Origin of the sequence: Paenibacillus harenae (genome assembly GCF_030812415.1) — a bacterium.
GTDB classification, from domain to species: Bacteria; Bacillota; Bacilli; order Paenibacillales; family Paenibacillaceae; genus Pristimantibacillus; species Pristimantibacillus harenae_A.
The window spans coordinates 245,549-266,494 of record NZ_JAUSST010000004.1 but is presented as its reverse complement, the minus strand read 5'-3'; the positions used below and the strand labels follow the sequence as shown (position 1 = coordinate 266,494).

Sequence of the window (20,946 nt, the reverse complement as noted above, 5' to 3'; positions counted from 1 at the left end):
ACGCTCACTCCAGTCTTGGAATTGTTAGGCTCTTGCCTGCGGCAAGCAAGCGGGGATTGTCGATCCCGTTAGCCTCGGCAATATGCCGCCATGCGCCGGGATCCTCGTATTCGTCGGCCGCGATCGACCATAGCTGGTCGCCCAGCTTGATCGTCTTCAGCTTCGTCCGGTCAGCCGATTGGCGCGGAATTTCCTGATACTGCTCTTTCATTGTCTGGCTGCTCTTCAATGACATACCGAGCGTAGCCCTTACCGGAACGCCGGACTCCAGGAACATCGTGTACTTTTGCGATATCGAGGTGACGACGCCCTTGAAATCAAGCGACCCCCATACGAACCGGCAAGTCGGCGGTGCATGCAGGTCGGAATCGACATCCATCATGCCTACGATCGCGGAAGTAATCTCCCGCACGTCCGTGCCGAGCTCGTAAGTATCGAAGAACAGGCTTAGGTTTAAGGTTGAAGCGTCGCCTCCGACAAATTGCGAGATTGGCCTTTGAAGACCGGGCACTTCGTTCTCCGCATACTGATTGCCTACTTCAAGCTCGTATTCCGTCGGGTTGAACATGACGTCTATCGTTTGCGTTCTCTCATGCCAATAGATCCAAAACTGCGCTTTGCTTAAGGCCATAATCCGCTTCCTCCCCTTCTATTTAATAGCCGCGCCTGCGCTGCTCCAGCTTCATTTTGCGCTCCAGCGCTTTGTAGACTTGATCCGCAATCGCTTCGGGACGTAGCTGCGGAATCTTCATAATCATCTTCTGCAGCTTATCGGGGTCGAGCTCCTTGGGCGCTTCCACCTGTACATGCCGCTCCGGCTCCTTCTGCGCTGCTTGCTTGCGCTGATGATGAGCGAGCTGCGGCATTGCAGATGCCGCCGAATAAGGGCCCTGAGATGCTGCTGCCCCTTTAGTAAGGCTGCTCGTCGCAGCATCGCTTCTCGCAGGACGAGCGGCGAAGCGAAGCCGGAGCGGGCTTGGCGAAGATGCCGGCGTCGATTCATGCTTTTGGGCAGCTTGATGCAATGGTTTGCCCGCTTTCAGTCCAGCGGGCTGCTCCGCTGAACGTTTGCTCGCCGCCTGCAACGATAATGGAACGATTTTGCTGCCGACACGCTGGCTAGTATGACCAGCTCTATTCGCGGACGTTATGCCGCGGCTCGTTTGCGGAGTCGTTCTTTGCTGTATGCTGCGAATAAGCCGATGCGTTGTGCTTGCTCGAACTGCAGCTATTGCTCCGGTGGTAGTAGGCTGCAGAGCAGGCGAACCAGATTTTGTTTGTCCGATCTGTCCTTGCTTGGAGGCTGCATGCGCTTCATTGTCGTTCATGGTCTGCGCGCTTCGCCGTCCGACCAGCTCCGCAGCCGGTGACGCTAGCACAGAGGAAATGTAGCTGCCCGCTTGGACGCTTGTTCGCTGCGCCACAGCGGCGGACACGCCGGGCGTAACGTTTCCTTGCGGCTTCTTCTCCGTGGCGGCGCTATATTTCCGCTGTGCGTTAATAGGTAGACTTGCCTGAGCGGGCTGTGAACCGGCTAGCCTTCTATGAATCGTTGCCGCCAACGACGGCGACGCTTTCGGAGATTGATGGATCCGTTCGGCTTGTTGCTGCGCCTGCTTGCGACCGGATATCCCTGCTGCCGTTGCTCTCCGTTGCACGGCTTCATTTGTTGCATTCGCAGCAGTCTGCTGCGCACTGCTGGTATTCTGCACTCCCTGGCTCGTCAGAGTATTACCTTCTGCTTGCCTATATGTACCTGTAGGAACCGTTTGTCTTCCCAGCGAATGTCGAAGGACTAAACGAACATTCCCTTGTAACGCAGCTCCGTCCTTCATGACCGTCCCCTTCGCTCTGCTTGGGGATGGAAATTGTTCAGTCGAATGTCGCCTCGCACGGGCGCTAATAAGCTGTGTCAAAGAGTTAGTGGGTTTAGTCGTTTTCCTACGCTGCCTTACATTCGAATCGATGTTGCCCGCTCCAATCGGGAGACCCGAGGTTGGCTTGGCAGTTGATGCCTGCTTGCTCGTCATAACTGTAATCTGCTGCTCGTTAGCTCCGTGAACAGGACGACGGCGCTCCGACTCCTTGGCAGAACCTTTCTTTAATTCTGCTCGCTCGCCGGCAACGCTCTTTAAGTCGCCCTCGCGATGCACAAGCCGCTTCGCAGCAATAGCTTGACCAATTGGCAGACCCGGCTTTAACTGTGCCGCGATCGCTTGAGGCTTGGCTTCGAACCAGGTCGCATGCTGCTTAAGCAATCGCAATTGACCCGGAAGCTGGTTATACGTCACCGACATTTCTCCGCGGCTCGTCATCAATGTAAGCTGTCCGCTTGCTCTCTCGGACCTTGGCTCTGGTGCTATAGCCTTGCTAGCCGACCTTATAGCTTCGGAGTCTATACCGGGCATCGCACTCGTTGGCTTAGTCGCAGGTCCACTTGCTTGCCCCACTTCGTCTGCACCGCTCTTCGGGGACAAATGCTCCAGCCTTGCCGCCGGGACGGGCTTGCCCTTCAGAGACAGCTTTCCTTTAACTGCAGAAGCTGAAGCAGATGACTTTACTTCATCCACCTCCGCCTGCTCTTTTTGCTTCGCACGCTCGGCCGTCTTCGCCTCCGCCTGCTGCGCTTGTTTCACACGCTCGGCTGTCTTCGCCTCCGCCTGCTCCGCTTGCTTCACACGTTCGGCCGTCTTCGCCTCCGCCTGCTCCGCTTGCTTCGCACGCTCGGCCGAATTCGCCTCCGCCCGCTGGGCTTGCTTCACACGTTCGGCCGTCTTCGCCTCCGCCTGCTCCGCTTGCTTCGCACGCTCGACCGTCTTCGCCTCCGCCTGCTCCGCTTGCTTCGCACGCTCGGCCGAATTCGCCTCCGCCCGCTGGGCTTGCTTCGCACGCTCGGCCGTCTTCGCCTCCGCCTGCTCCGCTTGCTTCGCACGCTCGGCCGTCTTCGCCTCCGCCTGCTGCGCTTGCTTCGCCCTTACCGAGGTTGCGGCTTTCATTGCCTGCTCCGTATTTACAACGCCACGGGTGCTACGGCCACCTTCGGCAGCGCTTTGTCTAATGTCCAGGCTACGAAGCCGTCCGCTCCTCGCGTTCGTCAACTGCAACGGAGGCGCTTGTCTGCGTTCTCTATAGTTCAGGGTCGAGCTCTTAAGCTTGAGCCTCTCTCTTGCGAGCGGCTTTTGCAAGCTGTCCAACCGGCGCGCCGATTGGATCGTAATCGAATCATTGCTTCTGGCTTGAAGCCATTTATGAAAATCCGTTCCTGCCTGCGGCCTACGCTCATGCGCTGCGACTTCGGGCGGTTCGGCTATCTTTCCCAGTTGGGTAAAAGGTACCGTTTCCGTCTTATTACTTGTTGTTGTCATGCTCTTCGCTCTGCCGGAGCTGCCTGCATAGGTTGCAGCGGTATCTGCCTTGTTGTGACCCATTCTCTCTTGCCCTTGCTGTATAACAGCCGGCTGCGTGACCGCAATCTCCCTGACCGTCCGATGCTCCTTAATGATGCGCTGAACGTCGCGATAGACGACCGTCTGCTTCTCTATCATCACTTTCTCTCGTTCGATAACCCGTTCGATAATAGGCTTGGCGTTTGACGCTTCATCTTTCTTGGCCTTCGGCTGCTTCAATGTATCCTTCGGCGCAATAACCTGCACATGCACCCTTTGCTGCACGACCGATGGCTCGCCCAAGCTATTCTTCTTGTGCGATAGTGATAATCCGCCGAACTGCCCCTTGCCTTGCTTCGGTTTGTACTTGTTTAAGATGCCGCCGGCAAAAGACTGAACCGATGTCGGTTGCTGCTTCGTGACGTTGTCCCGGTTCGTCGTCCTTTTCACTTCTGGCATCCTCCTTCTTTATTCTGCTTGTTCGATTCGCTACGTCTGGTTAAATCCGCCATATAGTCCTGTATGCGCAATTTCGATGGACTCGAATGCAACGTCGCTCGTACTCGCATTAAGCTGAGGACCCGACCATTTGACCGGATATCCGTCAAAAAAGCTCCACCGTCCAAACTCTTTCCCGTCGGCGTTCTGGAGTACGATCGATCCCGTCTTGCGAGTGATCGGTCCGTCAATCGAGCTCTCATACCAATTCCATAGCACAGGCGACTTCGTAACGCCGCGACGCAAAACGATATTCGGATACCGTATGCCCTTAGGCAGCTTATGAACATATCCGTTCACGCCGCCCTCGCGGTATTCCTCAATCTCCGTTTCGGCTTCGAGCCCCGAGACTTCCGTGAACCCGGCTACGAATACGCCGTCCAGCTCCACCCAGAAGTTAAAAGTACCCGCTACCGTAAACAACCGTTCGTTTTCCTTGCCTTCCATCACTGCCATAGACCGAACGTCACCTCTTTCCGAAGACGTCGAACACGTTTGGCTTGTCCGTATCTTCGTTCATTTTCCGGTTAATTCTCGAAATTTCATCGCACCAACGGCGACGCTCCGCATGCTCCATATTCATAATCTCGTCATGCGTCCAATGGAAATAATAAGCGACGAAGCCTACCTCTTCGTATAGCCGGTCGACCGGGTAACTTAGGAGAGGGCCTCCGTTAAGGACAAAAAATCGACAGCCACCTCGAACTCGTGATCGCACTTCGGACATGCTGCCGCCGCTTTCGGTGCTTCCAGATCGTTGATTTGGCGATACAGGTTTTGCAAATAAGCAAGATCGGCCGTAAATAACTTCTCTACGAGCCTCGTATCGATATGTCTAAGATCGCCCAGTTTCGTCACTACTCTAGCCATCAAAATAACGGTCAAGTAGCTCGGATTGGATTGTACGCGGGGATCCTTCATCGGCAATATTTCATCGGCTGCGGTTGCCAGCCTCATTACGCCGCGGCGGTGCAGGTTGCCGTGCTCGTCGACATAGCCGCGCGGAAGCTCAAATTCGTATTCGGTTTGGAACGCCATACTTCTATCACTCCAATTCTATCTATTGATGTATGCCTCCGGGCTTACTCTAAAAATCCCGTTGCATAATCTGCAACGGATTCGTCATCCTGCTCACCCAAAGACGAATGCCATTGCACATTTTGCAACTGATTGACCACTCACTGCTCCTTATCGGCCGCTTACTCATTCATCGTTGCATAATCCGCAACCAAGACAGACAAAAGCGCGCTTTAAGTCGAATTCTATTGCAATTCCTGCAACTAGAACCTCACTTAAGGTCACCCTACAAAGTTTGACAGTTGCAAAAATAAAGCGGAAAACAAGAGAGGAGCAAGCGGATATCCGCCTACTGCCGCCTCTTGTTCCTTTACATTACGCGTTTATTAAGCCGTGCGCGTCAAGCCTTCATGCGCGAACTCCAACAGTTCGATCGCCACTTCGTTGCCGAGACCGTTGAAGGTAGGCGCGGTGTACTTGACCGGCCAAGCTTCGATGACATTCCAGCTAGCCGTTTCCTCGCCTTCCTCGTCAACCGCCGTGATCGTAATCGTCTTGCGTTCAACCGTGCCTTCGATGCATTCTTGAATCCAGTCATACAGCTCCATCGATTCCGTTGCGCCCCATTTGAGCGTAATGTTGCCGTACTTCACCAAGCCCGGAAGCTTGCGCGGGGTAATGACTTCGTTGCCCTCGCGGTATTCAATAACGTCGAAAGTCGCTTCAAATCCGGAAACCTCGCTGAAACCAGCCTCTTCCAGACCTTCGATTTCCACTATAAATCTATAATTGCGATATGGATCAATACGATCTCCTGCCATGGTTATCCCCTTCCGTTATTCGATATGGAAGCTAAATGCTATTCCGAGCCTGTTCTTTGGGTAATGCGGAATACGACGAATTCTGCCGGTTTGACAGGGGCAACGCCGATTACGCAAATCAATCTGCCGTTGTCGATGTCGTCTTGCGTCATCGTCGTGCGGCCGATATTAATGTAAAACGCTTCACCCGGACTAGTGCCCGAAAGTGCCCCGTCGCGCCATACACGAGTCAAGAAAGCTTCAATCGTCCGTTGCACGCGTGCCCATAGCTGCTCCGTATTCGGTTCGAATACGACCCAGTTGGAGCCGTTCTTAATCGAACTTTCAAGGAAGATGAACAAGCGCCGAACGTTGATGTATTTCCAGAGCGTATTCGACGAGCAAGTTCTTGCCCCCCATACGCGGATGCCTTGTCCCGTGAACGAACGAATCAGGTTGACGCCGGCAGGGTTAAGAATATCCTGCTCTCCGTTGTTGTATTGAACGTCAATGCCGACTACGCCGCGAAGCGTTTCGTTGGCCGGAGCTTTCTGCACGCCGCGAGTCGAATCGGAACGGGAGTATACCCCGGCGATCGTACCGGATGGAGGAATGAAAATATTGCGTTTGTCGAGCGGATCGAACACTTGAAGCCAAGGATTGTACAGTGCGCAATAGCTTGAATCGAATAGATCGCGATGAGCCAGAACGTCCTGCACCTTCGTCACTTCGCGCGGAAGATCAAGAATCGCGAACCGGCTGCCCAGCGACTCGCAATGCGCAACGAGCGACAATTGCACGTTCGGGTCGGTTACGCCTGGAATCGCCATAATGCTGACAACGTCATTGTCGATGAAAGCTTGAATACCGGTTCTCTTGCCCGGACCGAAGTCTTCGCCGATAAAGTCGCCTGCGGACAAGCTTGCAGCCGTGCCGTCGCTGCCGCCGGCAAGCGTGATCTCGTAAGAATCGGCACCCGCGCCCGCCAGTTGCTCGAACGGCGATACGCTGCCCTCGGAAACCGATTGGACAGCGATGTTGGCCAGAACGGAGCGGCCTGCCGCTTTCTCGACATAGTTGGGAGCTTCAGGGTTAAGCGATACTTTCTCATACGTCTCGACTTCGCTACCATAGCTTACCGAAAGGGTGAACTCTGCCGTGCTCAGCCATTTGGACGGCACAAGCGCGGTATCTACCACTTCGCCGGAAAGCGCCTCGGCGAGCTCGATCACTTGATCGTGAACGGAAACGATGCGGCTGTATTGCTTCTCCGAACCGTTCGAGAATACGACCACATCGCCCGCATAGAATCCGGATGCGTTTTTCACGCGGTAACGATTGCCTTCCGCCGCCTCGAAGATAGGCGTCTTGGCTTTGCTTGCCGGAACAGCGACAAGACGGAGTTGATTGCCCCATGCCCCCGGGTTTTTTGCTGTTACGGACAGTACGGCGCTTTGCTGCCCGCTATTGGAAGCCGCAGCCGCATCCGACGGAGCGACGCGCGCGATAAAGCAGCGGGAGCCTCCGTTAGTGAAAAACTGGTTAACCGCATAAGCCAGGTAACGATAAGAACCAAATACGTTCTCGGACAAATAAGAGCCGTATACGCGCCCGAAATCAGCCGGGCTCGTAATAAGTTGCGGCAACCCCTCGACAGGTCCGCGCGACGCAAGACCGATAAAGCCCGCCGTGCTTGTGCTCACTCCTTCGAGCGGCTTGGAGCCACTTTCAAATTCCTCCACGTAAACGCCTGGCGATAAGTACTCAGCCATGAATGATCTCCTCTCTGAATCTATTTATGTATTAGGTGACAATCGGCTCCTATAGCTGCAGCCATTGTCAGCCCCAAGACCAATTTCATTCGGGAAAGGTGCAACTACAGCACGATCGTGCGCAGCTTCGCAACTTCCCCGGCCTTTGCCTGCAGCTCGGCAATAACGGCCTTCCCCCCGGCTTTCACCTTTGCCTTAACGGCAAACTGCGGCGGCAGCGAGCCGCGAAACGGAAGCAATGCCGTCCCGTCCAGCCCGCTTCGCGTAACGATGGCCGGCATGAATAACGCGCCTCGCCGGAAGCTATATGCGATCGGACGTTCCAGCCTAAGCGCATCGCCCGGAAGCATCTCTGCAACGCTAAGCAGTTGTTCATTCTCCGCATCGCGCAGAAGCAAGCATTCCCCGGCGAACGTTTTGCCTTTGAACGTGCCCGCCGCGATGATGCTGTCGCCCGCCTTCAGCCCATCTTGGGCAACCCTGGCCCTGGCGGCAGCGTCCTCCGTTGCATACGCTTCGATATCAGCGCCTGCGATCGGCGTGCCTGCCTCGTCTACGATCCTTACTAATGCGGCCGTTGCCGCTGCAGGATAGGCATACCCCGGCCCTGGCAGCAACGGAACCGTTACCACGGGTGCAAGCGGCGATAGCGCCGACAAATCTATCTGTTCCGTGTACGGCATGAACATCGGAGACTTGACGGATAGCGTATAGACGCCGGCAGGTACGTCCAGAAACAAATAGGTTCCGTCTGATTTGCGAACGGGCTTGCGAGCGATGTCCTCAAGCAATACGGAAAGACCGGATGGCATTCTCCTCGTCCATACGTCAACCGGCGAAACAACAAGCGAGCAGCGAGTAACGAGCTTATCCCTGAGCTGCGACATGCCGCTAGCCACCGCCCTTCTCTTCGAGCACGATTTGGCGCTCGACAACGCGCGATACGGACTTCGTACGAGTGGAATCCAGCATGACCGGACCGACGCGATAGACAACGGACAGCTTATAAGGCAAGTCGCCGAATTGCCACAGCTTAAGCAGCTCTTCGCCCTCCATGCTCACAAGCGACAGCCGAATCGTCTCGGCGCTCTCGGCAAGCGTCCCTTCGAGATAGGGACTTCGGAGCACGGAATTGTCGTAGAGCACTTGCATCGCTCGTCCTAATATACGATGCTCGTCAAGCGACTTGGTCAAACGATCCGCATTCGAATGCGCTGTCATCAGAAAATAGAAATCCAGAGATTGCGGCGGATATTGCAGGGTGCTCCCCCGATCCTGCATGCCGGTGCGACGCGCCTCGCCGTTTTCCTTCACGTTGAACAGAAATAACGACAAGGCCAGATCGCCGGCATCCCGCGGAGATGCAATGCCGATCAGATCGGTGCGCGGCACGGGGTCCGGCGTTAGATTGTCGCGCAGCAAACGAAGCATGCTGGCGCCCAAATCAGCGATAACTGTATAACCCCCCACTGCCATTCCCCTCTCTCAATTTACCCATTGCTGACATAGGAATTTGAACCTATTCCATACAAAATCCATTATAGCTTTTCTCCCATTAATTGACTACGAAAAACTACTCATTTTTTGGCAAAAAACCATCAAAAGAGTCTATCTATCGCGGATCGTTTCCTATATTCACTAGAATTGGCGAAATTTCAGACATAAGGATCGAATAAACCCTTCACGACGATCTTGCCCATCTTGTGAAACTCCTGTCTAGAAGCCCTAATCATATGCCGCATCGCTATCGCGCTGTCTTCCGCGGCCGCCATGTAGGCGGCCGCAAGCACGATGTTCTTGATATGGCCGCCCGCGACGTCTACGCTCGAAGCGAGAAACGGAAAGTCGAGATCCGTATCGAGCGGCGCCTCGGCCGGCAGCATGGAGCGGAACAGCCTCTCGCGCTCGGCGCTGTCCGGGAACGGAAACTTCACGATAACCTGCATCCTTCGAAGGAAAGCTTCGTCCATGTTCTGCAGCAGGTTCGTCGCCAGAATCGTCACGCCATCGAAAGTCTCGATCCGCTGAAGCAGGAAAGCGGCCTCCATATTCGCATAACGGTCATTGGAGTCCTTGACTTCCGTCCTCTTGCCGAACAAGGAATCTCCCTCGTCGAAAAATAGAATAGACCCGCTGTTCTCGGCTTCTTCGAACAGCTCCCGCAAGTTTTTTTCCGTCTCGCCTATATATTTGCTTACAACTCGCGAAAGATCGACACGGTAGAGTTCGAGTCCGAGCTCCCGTGCGACAACTTCCGCGGCCATCGTCTTGCCCGTGCCTGGCGGACCAGTAAACAGCAAGGCAAGCCCGCGTCCGTAAGGAAGCTTAGTTCCGAAGCCCCAGCGATTAAGTACCGTCTCGTTGAACTTAAAGCGGTTGCAAGCCTCGGAGAGCAGAGCCAGCGGCTCCTCCGGCAGTACGAGATCCTTCCATGTACGGCTAGGTACACGCTTCTCGGCAAGCTCGCTTAACCGATGCTGCACCTGCGATCTTGATGCCGCAGCATAATCGTTCATATCGGCGCCGCTTCGCCCATGCAGCGAGGCGAGCAGTGCGGCCTGCCTCCTCGTCCCCTCGATTTGTCCGGCCGTGAATGCGTATTTGTCCGCAAGCTGCGCGTAGAGCGCGGGATCGTCCCGATCCGAGCCCCCCATCTCCCAGAGCGTCAACCGACGCGCGGCGTCAGGCACGGTAATGGCGAACGACAGCAGCGAGGCCTCCTCCGGCAGAGGAAGCCGTGCGCCGCGTCGCTCGCGCCGAGCGAGCCAGAATACGACGGGAATCGTCGAAACGGCGGCGTATTCGGCAATTGCCGCGCTTAAGCCGCTCTTATACGACTCAAGCAGCGAATCGCCGCCAACCCCTTCAGCCATCGCAAGCATAGCGCCGGATATGAGCGCTTCGCGAACAATATGGCGAAGCTGCTCGCCCCGCTTCTCCGCATCGCTTTCCAGCTTGTCCAGCGATACTACGAGCAGAGGCTGCCCGAACGCTTCCGCCACATGCCTCGCATGCAGCTTCTTTCCTGCGCCGGACGGCCCGGTCAATTGAAGAAACGGCAGTCTGCCGCTGTTGCCGGTCCGCTCCTGGCTTACCGCGAGCTGCAAGCTGATCTGCAGCCGCTCATCGAACAGCAGCCCCGGCGCCGCCGCCTCCTCGCTATACTTCGCAACGGCAGCGGCGATCCGGCTGTCCACCGATTCCGTATGCAGCAAGAAGCTGACCGCGCGCGGATCGAGACGCAATGGCATTTTCAAGGAGCTTCGTTCTAAGGCCGTCTCGTTTCTAAGCAGAAAACGTTTTAACGGCGAATAGCCCGCCAAGTAAGCGCGGGCGGAATCGCGCTCCTTCTCCGAATCGCACAGCAAGCGCAGCGCAAGCAAAGCCGTCGGTACGCGAAGCGTCACGTCGTCGTTCAAATAGCCGAACCAGCTCTCGTATCTGATGTCCAGCTCCGCGGCCAGGCACAGGACGACGCAGCGCCGCTCCCACACGGATAAGCCGAGCTCGCGCGACATACGGGCAAGCGGCGAGTCGTCCCTCAGACCCTCATCTTCCTCGGCATCGCGCCGCGCTTCCCACTGCAATCTATCCGCCCTGAACGCAGCAAGAGCATCGTCCTCCGGACGATGCTCCGTCTCCTCCAGCGTACGTTCGATATCGGAAGGCGTAATCATTAATCCGCGCATCGAATAAGGGGCTTGACCATCTACTTCCTTGCTCTCGAACTCGGCCAGCAATAGCCGCATGCCTTGCTCGAGCAAATGAAGCTCATCATATATATCATTCGAAACGACTGCCACATTAGTCATATCCATTCTCCGAGTTTCAAAATAATCGCGCTATCTGCGCATGAGGCACAGCACGGCAATATCGTCAGACTGCGGAGCGCCGTCCGCGAACATGAATACGTCCATTAGCAGCGCATCGATAATCTCCGCGCTCGAATAACCGGAGGTTTGCGACAAAAACTGCTGCAACCGATGAACCGTATATTGCTCTTGAAGCGCATTTTCCGCCTCCGTAATTCCGTCGGTGTATACAATAAGGCGATCTCCCCGATCCAAGCGGATCGTCTGGTCGTAATAGACGAACTCCGGGAACGAGCCGAGCGGAATGCCTTTGCGCAGCTTGATTGGAAGTACCGCACCGTCAGCCTTCACCACGTATGGCGTGCAATGTCCGCCGTCGCTGAGCACGACGTCGCCGGTCGATATTTGCAAGACGCCGCATACGATCGTTGCGAACAATTGCGCATTGTCCGTGCATAGCTCGTCGTTCACTTTCTCGAGCAGCTCGCCCGGCGACAGCTTCGGGTTCATCTTCCCTTTCAGCAGGGACAGCGTCATGGCCATGAACAGCGCAGCCGGAATGCCTTTGTCCGATACGTCCCCAAGGGTGAAGAACAAATGGTCGTCGTCGATCTTGAAGAAGTTATAGAAGTCGCCGCCGACCTCCTTCGCCGACTTAAGCAGCGCGCATACGTCAAACGGCTCGTTGGCCGATGGCATTGTCGTCGGCAAGAAGCTGAGCTGAATGCTGCCGGCGATCTGCAGCTCGCTCTCGAGCCGCTCCTTAAGCGCCGTCGCGTGCTGCAGCTCGCTTACCGACTCCTCCAGCGCTTCGTACAGCATGGCGTTGTCCAGCGCCAGAGCCAGCGGGCCCGCCAGCTTCGCGAGCGCCTCGCGGTCGTCGCGGCTGAAGGCTGTGCCGCCGCTTTTGCCGGCCGCCTGCAGAACGCCAAGCTTCCGTCCCCGCGAGGTCATCGGGATCGTGACGACGTTCGCAGAGGAGGCTCTGCCCATCAGCCCATCTACTCCTTGCACGGCTTCGTCCTCCTCGAAACCAACGGCAGCTTCTTCGGCGAATACGAGCCGTCTTGCCGCCTCGTTCACCGTACTCAGCAGCTCCGGCTTGTTCAGCGACGCATGAAACTCGGCGCTTAGGTCAAGAAGCGTTTCCGCCCTCTTCAGCTTCGCGGCGAGACGGCGGTTGCGAACCAGCGTATAAGCTGCCGCGCCAATGCCTGCCGCGCCGATTATCCATTCGAGTTGAGACATTTTCGTTACCGCCCTTCAAACTCTCGCCAGCTAGCCATTATGCGCCTGCCCCGATTTTTTCAAGCGCTTCCTCGCGCGTTGCCGCGATTTCCAAAATCGTCGTGAAGCCCGACATTTCGAACACATCGTATACTTGCTCGCCCAAGCAAGCACATACCATTTTCCCCTTCGACGCCCGAAGCTTCTTGGCCGCTACCAGGACCACGCGCAGACCTGCGCTGCTTATGTATAGAAGATCGCTGAAATCGAATATGAAGCTCTGCTTGCCTTCGGCCAGCAATTGCAAGAACGCTTGCTCCGCCGCCGTCGCGTTGTTGCCGTCCAGTCTTCCTTCGAAAGGAAGAATCGTAACGCCATTCCATTCCGTTGCCACTAAATTCATTATTCGTTACCCCCCGCTTGCAATTGTTCGTCGTGACTTTCATTAGGTCGAAATTGCTTGCGCATCCGAAACCTATTTAATCCCCCGGTATATTCATAGTGAATATCGTCCATTAACCGCTTAACGAAAAAGATGCCAAGGCCGCCGATCGGGCGATCCTCCAGCTCCAGCGCAAGCAAGGCGTCCGCATCCGAATCCAGAAGCGGATTGAACGGTATTCCGCCGTCCTCAATCTTCACTTCTACGGAACTTGGCGAGGCGTGGATAGTGACATCGATGCAATGCTCCCCGCCTGAAGGGAAACCGTAGTTGACGATATTGACTACAAGCTCCTCGCATGCCAGAGACAAGTCAAGCACGGCGCGAGCCGTCCACCCAACATCAGATCCGATCTCTTCCAAACGCTCATTCAATCGCTCAAGCTCATCCATTCGGTTAAAGAGCTTGATCTCGCGATCGATAGGATATTGCCGATCCTTCAACATCCATTCCCCCCCACACTTATATGTAGTCATACGCCAAAAGCACTATGCCGGAATTCGCCGATATTGTTGTCCGTTATATCATTCTACGGATCTATCGCGAATCCTGCCGATAGAGTCGAATAATGGAACGCGGAACTGTCGACCCTTTTCGTCAATTATCGACAAAACCTTGCTGAAGGGCGTAAATTGTCAATTGAACCCGATTGGCGAGGTGAAGTTTCTGCAAAATGTTTTTGAGGTGGTTTTTGACGGTGTGCTCCGATAGGGAAAGCGCTTCGGCAATTTCGCGGTTGGATGCGCCGGTAGCGACGTGTTCAAGAACTTCCTTCTCGCGCTCGGTAAGCGGCGTCGTCATATCCGGCAGAGGCTTGGACGCGGCAGCCGGTTTGCGCGATAAAACGGTCGCGGCAACCGGGGGAGAAGGCTTGTCCGGCTGCGTGAATTCCTGCAGCAGACGGAACGCGAGCTCCTTGGACATCGGCGCTTCATCGACGGAGACGGCCCGCAAATATTCCAGCCAGGAGGAAGGAGCGATATTTTTGAGCAGATAGCCTTGCGCGCCCCGCTTGATCGCTTCGAACAGATGGGTAATGTCGTCGGACACCGTGACCATTATTATTTTCAGAGAGGGATGAAGCTGCTTAAGACGGTATGTCGCCTCCAGACCGCCCATGCCCGGCATATTGATATCCATAAGTACAAGGTCCGGATTCAGAGCCGCTGCCCGAGCCAGCGCCTCCTCGCCGCTTGACGCTTCGCCAACGACCGTAAACGCCGAGTCGCTTGTTACGATTTCCCGCATTCCTTCAAGACCGTGCGGATGGTCGTCGACCAGCATAACCCGGATCGCATTCGTAATGTCCGTCATTTCGCAGTTCCCCTCCCCCGTATCGTTACGATCGTACCCTGCGGGCTCGCTTGCGACACGTCCAACGACCAACGCATCGCTTCCGCTCTGGCCTGCATCATCTTCAAGCCGTATGTCCCTTGCTTGTTCAATTGGGCGCTTGACGCACCGATCCCGTCATCCTCAATCTCGCAGTAAAAGGCTGCTTCGATGCTATCCTCGAACCCGCTCTGCCGCAGTTGGCCGCCTCTTACGATGACCCGCCCGGCTCTCGCATGCTTCTGCACGTTCATCAGCGCTTCGCGCATAATGGCCAGCAGCTCCACCTTCTGCTTCGGAGTGAACACATCTTCCTTCACGTTCCATTCCACGGTCGTCCGGATGCCGCTTGTCTGTTCCATCTCGGCGGTCAGATGATGGATGCTCTGCAGCCAAGGCTGCTTGGAAGGCAAGGGCGTATGATGCAAGCTCTCGACCTGCTGCCTGACGTCGTCATGCACGCGCCGGACTGTAGACTTTATTACCTGCGTCGCGGCCTGCGCCTTCGGATCGCTTGTCTCCCGCTCCAGCCGATCCAGCTTGACGGAGAGCATGAAAAGCGACTGCGAGATGCCGTCATGCAGCTCGCGCGCAAGCTGTTCGCGTTCCTCGAAGGCAGCTTTGGCGACGCGCTCCTGTTGGAGCGACTCCTGCGTCTGCTCCAGCTTCGCGAACAGTCCGCGCAGCAGAGTCAGCGTTACGACGAACACGAGCACTGGAGCAAGGACATTGCCCAGCTCCATCGATACATACGGCAGCAGAATCGCATGGCGCACATACTCCCACGAGCCTATCGTGACGGTCGGTATCCATAAAATCAGCCGCTTGAGCCATTTATAAGACAACCTGCTCTCCTCCTGCCTTAATCGTTGCGGAAATTTATCGCCTCCGCCGTTATAAGTCCATCGCTATCGGTAATGACAAGTTCCGCCTGCCATGCGCCCGGATAAGGAAGCTCGACCTTGCCTGCCATATACTCCGTCAGCTTAAAGCCCGGGAAGGAAGTATCGTTATTCGTCTCCTTCATTTGCAGGCTTACGACAATCGGGGCTTTGTCCGGGCGGTCCTGCGGCAAGATCGCCAGGCTGATTTCTTCCGGCTCGCCCAGCTCCTCCGGCAGCCACACCTTCAGCGATACATCGTTAGGACCAGGCCCGTTCGGCGAGATGTCCAGCGTGTAATGAAGCTCCTCGCCCATTTTGTGATAATTAAGCGGCTCTGTACTCGGTGCAGGGCTAATGTAAGTAAGCACGCCTACGATCAAGAGGACTGCGAGCATCAGCGCGCCGTCCAGCTTAAGCAGAGTGCCGCGCGGCATTTCCTTGCGCTTCGCGCGCAGTCGAAGGAACGCTCCGACCACGACGACGGCAAGGACGAGGAACGCTTTAGCAATCAAGAGCCACCCCCAAGCGCTGTAGATCAAATAAAGCCACGACGGCAATAGCGACACTGTCATTAAGATACCCGTGACCCCCAGAAGCACGATCGTCATCCATGCGACCGTCGTGAACCTTGCGGCGAATCGTCCGGCTTCCTTTCGGTCCGCATACCAATAAAGCATGAGCAGCATGACGCCGCCTGCCCATATCGCCGAACAGATCAGATGCAGGAAGTTCATAATGATGGCTAGCGCCGGATTATCGAGCGCGAGCGTATGCCCGCCGAGGCTTTCCACCCCAAGCAGAAGTAAAGCCCATATTGCTTTTACGATCTCATTTTGCTTCAATAAGGCCAATCCGAGCACGGCCAGTACGAGCAGCGCGATCCATGAGCGGCCGGCGTTGGTCTCCGTTAACACGCCGATTGCGTCCGCGCTCGTTCCTAGGCTTTTCATAAGCGCGTTGAAATGAGCGAATATGTAGACGATGGCGACGAGCAGCAGCGTTCTGACAGCCAGCAGACTCCACTTGGCATGCATACGCTGCGGATCGGTGCCTTGCGCAAAAGGAAGCGCGGCGGACCATATCATCATACCTGCAGCCGCCATCAAAGCGATATAATAGAACGCTCTTACGATATATAGCATCGTTTGTCCCGTTGTCGCTCCGCCGGTATAACCGGACTCGGCATGGTGATGGGCGGCATCTGCCGACGCCGCGGCAGCTTGACCTGCCGGGACGAAGAGAATAGAAGCCGTTAATGCCAGGAGAACGAGCAACAGTGCCAGGCATGCGGCGTTCGAGCTTCTTATAGGTTTTGTGGATTGTATATTGTCGCAGATTCGAATCATAGTGTCGTAATGTCCCTTCCTTCAAATACGCTTGTTGTCAGCTACAGTGTACTAAACGGCAATGAAAAGAACAATGAAAGCGCGCCCGCGACACACAATGCTCATCTTTTGTTTGGCGCCTGCGCTTTGAAGTATAAAGGGAGCTCGAATAACAGAAGCTGCATAATGAAACATGCCAACATAACCGTATTTCGGCTTTTATTGCTAATTTCGAAAGGGATGTGGAATTCAATGTCAAGTAAGCCTTATGAAGTCGCGCGCATTGGGGAACAGGGAGATGCGCTCGACGCTATTCGCCAGCTGGAGCAAAAGCTTAGCGAGGAGTACGGATCGACGGTCGCGTTAGTGGCATACGCCGAGGCAAAGCACGAAGAAGACAAGCCGCAGGCTCGGGAGTAATAGGGACAATGAAACCGGCAAACGAGGGGTGATCTTCGTTTGCCGGTTTTTATTTTGCCTATTATGCCGGATTTGTTGAGCGTCAGCGCACATCCTCGGTAGCCGGGAGCTTCAGCCATATTCATTCATGTAGCGGAACCTATATATTCGATAATCAGTTAGAGATCGTTTTTAGCACTATTTGCTCGATTGAAGCCGGTCGTGGTGGAATAGTGCTAGTTGGAGCGAGCGTCTGCATAAGTATCTCTATCACTATTTCATTGGTTGAAGTTAGCATAAGAAGTATTAGTGTCCGTTTCTATATCTAATTGTCGCACGGACTCGCGAGGGGCTTGTGAAGATATAAGGGAAACGTGCGTGGACTGGAGGCAGCGGATTTATGATACGGCAGAACAGTCGACCGTACTTAGCGTTAATGACTATGTTCCCTCTTTTTCCGAACGATAATCCGGCCAGTACTGCGCCTCTATTCTTGGACAACCTCTGTCTTCGCTCCAGACATACGCCCATCCCGCTAGTTCCGACTTACAAGCATCTCTCACCCACACGCGCTCATAATCGTTATTTTCCTCGATCCCGTAAAATTCCTCGAGCTTATCCATCGACGACAGCCCCGCTCTATCGACGACGATCCACTGACCGCGTATAATACTATTGCGCTGCTTCGATTCGGCATCCCGAATGGCTGCCGGATACGAACCGCAATCGACCAAACGGCCGATTATTTGTCCCGGTCTCGAAGTTTGCGCGAAGCTCGCGACGACATGATGATTGCTTTCGCCGGGAAGCAGTGTGCCGTATATAAATACTCGCATCATCGTCTATTCACCCGTCTCTACATGTTTATTGTATAATTGCTCTCATCATATAGGTCTGTGAACGATACGACAAGTTGCAATCAGCGGCAAATATACAGACAAGGAGGCTGTTCCGTAGTGGCTCATTCGCAAACATTCGGGGCGTACGGCTATCGATTCCAAGACGCGCCGCAGCTCCCGATCTATCAGTTGTTCGCAGTCGGACATCAGCAGGTTACCGATCCCGATTATTATTGGGACGGTATGAAGCGTATTGACGGACCGCTCTATTTGCTCCAATATACGATATCCGGTTTCGGCCATTACCGGCTTGGCGATACGACGTATGAGATTGGCCCCGGGACGGCCTTTTTGGCAGAAATACCGGGGGATCACCATTACTGCCTGCCGCCTGATAGCGAGAGCTGGACATTCTATTTCGCGCTCATCCGGCAAGCCAATCTGCATCCATTATGGCAAGAGCTCATCGATTCGATTGGCGTAACGCCGCATTTGGATCCTGGCAGCTCTGCGGTCCGGGCGTTGCAAAGGCTCTATTCGGAAGCGCGCATGAACGGCATTCAGAACAGCTACCAGGCATCGTCGTTCGTATATACGCTAATGATGGAGCTGCTTCAGACGAAGAATATGCTGCAAAACGAACGCGCTTCTTGGCCGAGCAGTATCCGCGATGCCGTCAAACACATGGAATTATCGTTCGCTCAACCGGAAAGCTTGGAGGAAATCGCCACCGTTGCCGGTCTGTCCAAGTATTATTTCGCCCGGCTATTCGTACAGACAACCGGTATGTCGCCGATGGATTATATTACGAAGCTGCGCATCGAGAAGGCGGTCCAATTGCTTCGCGGTTCCAAGCTGACGGTCGATGAAATCGCCAAAGCGGTCGGCTATGCGAACGGCAGCTACTTCAGTAAAGTGTTCCGCGGCAAAGTCGGTTTTCCGCCGGGCGATTTTCGTCTGGCTAAGGAGCTGCCATCGATCGATCGGCTGCGATTTGATTGAGCAATATTTTACATGGAAACGCAATATAATGGGCTAGCCACGGGCTGGTCATTCGTTCTACGATAATTGCATAGAGCAATATTACGATAGAGAGGATGATCATTGTGGTGAAAAGCGCGAAGAAGCATCATCAGTATGCGGCAACGCCGCCGCTCGGCTGGAACAGCTGGGACTGCTACGGGGCCGCGGTAAGAGAAGAAGAAATTAGAGGCAATGCGGAGTATATGGCCGAGTATTTGAAGCCGTTCGGTTGGGAATATGTCGTCGTAGATATTCAGTGGTACGAGCCTGGAGCTGTGTCATCCCACTATCGCCAATTTGTACCTCTGGAGATGGATGAATATTCGCGGCTTATGCCGTCGGTCGAACGATTCCCTTCTGCTGCAGGCGGACAAGGCTTCAAGCCGCTTGCCGATTACGTGCACGGTCTTGGCCTCAAATTCGGCATTCATATCATGCGAGGCATTCCGCGCCAAGCGGCACATGCCGATACGCCGGTACTCGGAACGACGGCTACCGCCCGCCAGATCGCGCACCCGAACTCGATCTGCCCATGGAACACCGATATGTACGGCGTTGATGCGTCGAGAGAGGGCGCGCAAGCGTATTATAATTCGTTGTTCGAGCTATACGCTTCGTGGGGAGTTGATTTTGTTAAAGTCGACGACATCGCCGCATCGCGGCTGTACGGCATCCACTTGCCGGAGATCGAGCTGATCCGCTCGGCGATCGAGCATTGCGTACGGCCGATGGTGCTCAGTCTCTCGCCGGGACCTGCGCCGCTGGAGCACGCGGAAGCGCTTGCCGCGAACGCTAATATGTGGCGGATGACCGACGACTATTGGGACATTTGGCATCTGCTGCACGATATGTTCGAGCGCTGCGAGAAGTGGGCGCCGCATGTGGCTGAGGGCAGCTGGCCGGACTGCGATATGCTTCCGCTCGGACATCTCGGCATACGCTCGGTCGATGGCGGCGGCAGCGACCGCTGGACGAGATTCACGCCCGACGAGCAAGTCACGATGATGTCGCTCTGGTCCATTTTCCGTTCGCCGCTCATGTTCGGCGGGGAACTGCGCGATAATGACGACTGGACGCTGTCGCTCATCACGAACGAAGAAGTGCTTGAGCTGCATCGCAATAGCAGAGGCGCGCGGCAAGTATCGCGCGACGGGGATCGCATCGTTTGGACCTCGCAAGGCGAAAACGATGTGACGTATGTTGCATTGTTCAACGCGGGCGAGGCTGCAGACACGGTTGAAGTCAGCTTGGAGCAGCTTGGACTTACGGCTCCTGCGCAAGCGCGCGATCTGTGGAAGCGCGAGAATCTCGGAGCGCTGGACTCGCTTTCGTTCACTCTGCCGCCTCATAGTTCTCTGCTGTTGAAGCTGAATTAGAGGACAGCGCCAGGCGCGCGGAGAGAGATATTGGCCGCAAGCAAGGCGCTGCTAATGCTATGGGCGAAGGCTGCCGCATGCGGGCCGTCGCCATGCAGGCAGATCGTATCGGCCTTGATGGCGATGATATCGCCGCTTGCCGTATAGGCTTTGCCTTCAGCGGCCATGGAGACGGCCTGTTGAACGGCCGCCTCCGTGCCGGCAAGCAGTGCGCCGGGCTCGCTGCGCGGCGTTAATGTACCGTCCGCCCGGTAGGTGCGGTCGGCGAATACTTCGGAGACGGCGCCAAGTCCTTGGCGCCGTGCTTCGTTTAGGAGCAGGCTGCCGGAGCCGCCAAAAACGAGCAGCCGCTTGTCGACATCGGCCGCGGCCTTCACGACGGCTGCGGCAATCTCTTGATCGCGCCCGGCCATATGGTAGAGCGCGCCGTGCGGTTTCACATGACGAAGCCGTCCTCCCATCGCTTGCACGAAAGCGGACAATGCCCCGACTTGATAAACCACGTAATCATAAGCCTCGCTCGCTGTTATCTTCATTTCTCGACGCCCGAACCCGAGCCGGTCCGGCAAGCCTGGATGCGCTCCGACGGCAACGCCTGCCGCCAGAGACTTCCGGGCGGCGGTTCGCATCGTATGCGGATCGCCTGCATGGAAGCCGCAAGCGATGTTGACGCTTGTGACATATTGAAGCAGCTCGTCGTCCTGCCCGAACGTATACGCGCCGAACCCTTCTCCGAAGTCGCAGTTGAGATCGACGGCTTTGGCGGCGTCTGATTGAGGCGTCAACTGATCTAATCGATCGTTCATTATTCGAT

The 20,946-nt window shown here is 55.5% G+C and carries 21 protein-coding genes; 3 read left to right on the top strand and 18 right to left on the bottom strand.

What is annotated here, in order from left to right:
• Positions 1-4: 4 nt before the first annotated feature.
• The 16 genes from J2T14_RS16170 to J2T14_RS16095 form a co-directional block, all read right to left on the bottom strand.
• Positions 5-631 (bottom strand): CIS tube protein, encoded by a 627-nt coding sequence (locus tag J2T14_RS16170; RefSeq protein ID WP_307200553.1) that lies wholly within the window; start codon positions 629-631, stop codon positions 5-7.
• Between the two features lie 22 nt (positions 632-653).
• Complete coding sequence (locus J2T14_RS16165; RefSeq protein ID WP_307472358.1) at positions 654-3,836, bottom strand: cell envelope integrity protein TolA; 3,183 nt, start codon at positions 3,834-3,836, stop codon at positions 654-656.
• 39 nt (positions 3,837-3,875) lie between these two features.
• Positions 3,876-4,340: a phage tail protein gene (locus J2T14_RS16160; RefSeq protein ID WP_307200556.1), complete on the bottom strand. Its 465-nt coding sequence runs from the start codon at positions 4,338-4,340 to the stop codon at positions 3,876-3,878.
• Between the two features lie 10 nt (positions 4,341-4,350).
• Entirely contained in the window at positions 4,351-4,611 is a 261-nt protein-coding gene (locus J2T14_RS16155) for a DUF6760 family protein (RefSeq protein ID WP_307200558.1), read from the bottom strand.
• Positions 4,542-4,922, bottom strand: coding sequence for a phage tail assembly protein (locus J2T14_RS16150; protein ID WP_307200560.1), 381 nt, complete (start codon positions 4,920-4,922; stop codon positions 4,542-4,544). Before J2T14_RS16150 ends, J2T14_RS16155 begins: the two co-directional genes overlap by 70 nt.
• A 365-nt stretch (positions 4,923-5,287) precedes the next feature.
• On the bottom strand, positions 5,288-5,722 hold the full coding sequence (locus J2T14_RS16145) for a phage tail protein (RefSeq protein WP_307200561.1): 435 nt from the start codon (positions 5,720-5,722) through the stop codon (positions 5,288-5,290).
• 38 nt (positions 5,723-5,760) lie between these two features.
• On the bottom strand, positions 5,761-7,473 hold the full coding sequence (locus tag J2T14_RS16140) for a phage tail sheath family protein (RefSeq protein ID WP_307472355.1): 1,713 nt from the start codon (positions 7,471-7,473) through the stop codon (positions 5,761-5,763).
• Positions 7,474-7,577: 104 nt separating this feature from the next.
• Positions 7,578-8,360, bottom strand: a complete 783-nt coding sequence (locus tag J2T14_RS16135) for a hypothetical protein (RefSeq protein ID WP_307472354.1) — start codon at positions 8,358-8,360, stop codon at positions 7,578-7,580.
• Between the two features lie 4 nt (positions 8,361-8,364).
• Positions 8,365-8,943, bottom strand: a complete 579-nt coding sequence (locus J2T14_RS16130) for a DUF4255 domain-containing protein (protein ID WP_307200567.1) — start codon at positions 8,941-8,943, stop codon at positions 8,365-8,367.
• A gap of 185 nt (positions 8,944-9,128) precedes the next feature.
• Positions 9,129-11,285 (bottom strand): AAA family ATPase, encoded by a 2,157-nt coding sequence (locus tag J2T14_RS16125; RefSeq protein WP_307472352.1) that lies wholly within the window; start codon positions 11,283-11,285, stop codon positions 9,129-9,131.
• A gap of 30 nt (positions 11,286-11,315) precedes the next feature.
• The gene (locus tag J2T14_RS16120; RefSeq protein WP_307472350.1) at positions 11,316-12,533 is read right to left on the bottom strand and encodes a PP2C family protein-serine/threonine phosphatase; all 1,218 of its coding nucleotides are present in this window, start codon (positions 12,531-12,533) and stop codon (positions 11,316-11,318) included.
• Between the two features lie 37 nt (positions 12,534-12,570).
• Entirely contained in the window at positions 12,571-12,915 is a 345-nt protein-coding gene (locus tag J2T14_RS16115) for an STAS domain-containing protein (RefSeq protein WP_307200573.1), read from the bottom strand.
• The gene (locus J2T14_RS16110; protein ID WP_307472348.1) at positions 12,915-13,400 is read right to left on the bottom strand and encodes an ATP-binding protein; all 486 of its coding nucleotides are present in this window, start codon (positions 13,398-13,400) and stop codon (positions 12,915-12,917) included. The genes J2T14_RS16115 and J2T14_RS16110 overlap by 1 nt, the downstream gene beginning before the upstream one ends.
• Before the next feature lie 151 nt (positions 13,401-13,551).
• On the bottom strand, positions 13,552-14,268 hold the full coding sequence (locus J2T14_RS16105) for a response regulator (RefSeq protein ID WP_307200578.1): 717 nt from the start codon (positions 14,266-14,268) through the stop codon (positions 13,552-13,554).
• Positions 14,265-15,131 (bottom strand): sensor histidine kinase, encoded by an 867-nt coding sequence (locus J2T14_RS16100; protein ID WP_307472346.1) that lies wholly within the window; start codon positions 15,129-15,131, stop codon positions 14,265-14,267. The genes J2T14_RS16105 and J2T14_RS16100 overlap by 4 nt, the downstream gene beginning before the upstream one ends.
• 17 nt (positions 15,132-15,148) lie before the next feature.
• On the bottom strand, positions 15,149-16,516 hold the full coding sequence (locus J2T14_RS16095; protein ID WP_307472344.1) for a copper resistance protein CopC: 1,368 nt from the start codon (positions 16,514-16,516) through the stop codon (positions 15,149-15,151).
• Between the two features lie 231 nt (positions 16,517-16,747).
• On the opposite strand from J2T14_RS16095, the gene J2T14_RS16090 reads away from it, so the two are divergent.
• Entirely contained in the window at positions 16,748-16,915 is a 168-nt protein-coding gene (locus J2T14_RS16090) for a hypothetical protein (RefSeq protein ID WP_307200585.1), read from the top strand.
• Positions 16,916-17,334: 419 nt separating this feature from the next.
• Here J2T14_RS16090 and J2T14_RS16085 read toward each other — a convergent pair whose 3' ends face one another.
• Positions 17,335-17,733, bottom strand: coding sequence for a gamma-glutamylcyclotransferase family protein (locus tag J2T14_RS16085; RefSeq protein ID WP_307200587.1), 399 nt, complete (start codon positions 17,731-17,733; stop codon positions 17,335-17,337).
• A 117-nt stretch (positions 17,734-17,850) separates the two neighbouring features.
• Between J2T14_RS16085 and J2T14_RS16080 the strand changes: the two genes are divergently transcribed.
• Together J2T14_RS16080 and J2T14_RS16075 are read left to right on the top strand one after the other, a co-directional pair.
• Entirely contained in the window at positions 17,851-18,735 is an 885-nt protein-coding gene (locus tag J2T14_RS16080) for an AraC family transcriptional regulator (RefSeq protein ID WP_307472342.1), read from the top strand.
• Between the two features lie 104 nt (positions 18,736-18,839).
• On the top strand, positions 18,840-20,132 hold the full coding sequence (locus J2T14_RS16075) for an alpha-galactosidase (RefSeq protein ID WP_307472340.1): 1,293 nt from the start codon (positions 18,840-18,842) through the stop codon (positions 20,130-20,132).
• Here J2T14_RS16075 and J2T14_RS16070 read toward each other — a convergent pair.
• Positions 20,129-20,938: a LamB/YcsF family protein gene (locus J2T14_RS16070; protein ID WP_307472338.1), complete on the bottom strand. Its 810-nt coding sequence runs from the start codon at positions 20,936-20,938 to the stop codon at positions 20,129-20,131. The two genes, J2T14_RS16075 and J2T14_RS16070, sit on opposite strands and share 4 nt — an antisense overlap.
• Positions 20,939-20,946: the final 8 nt, after the last annotated feature.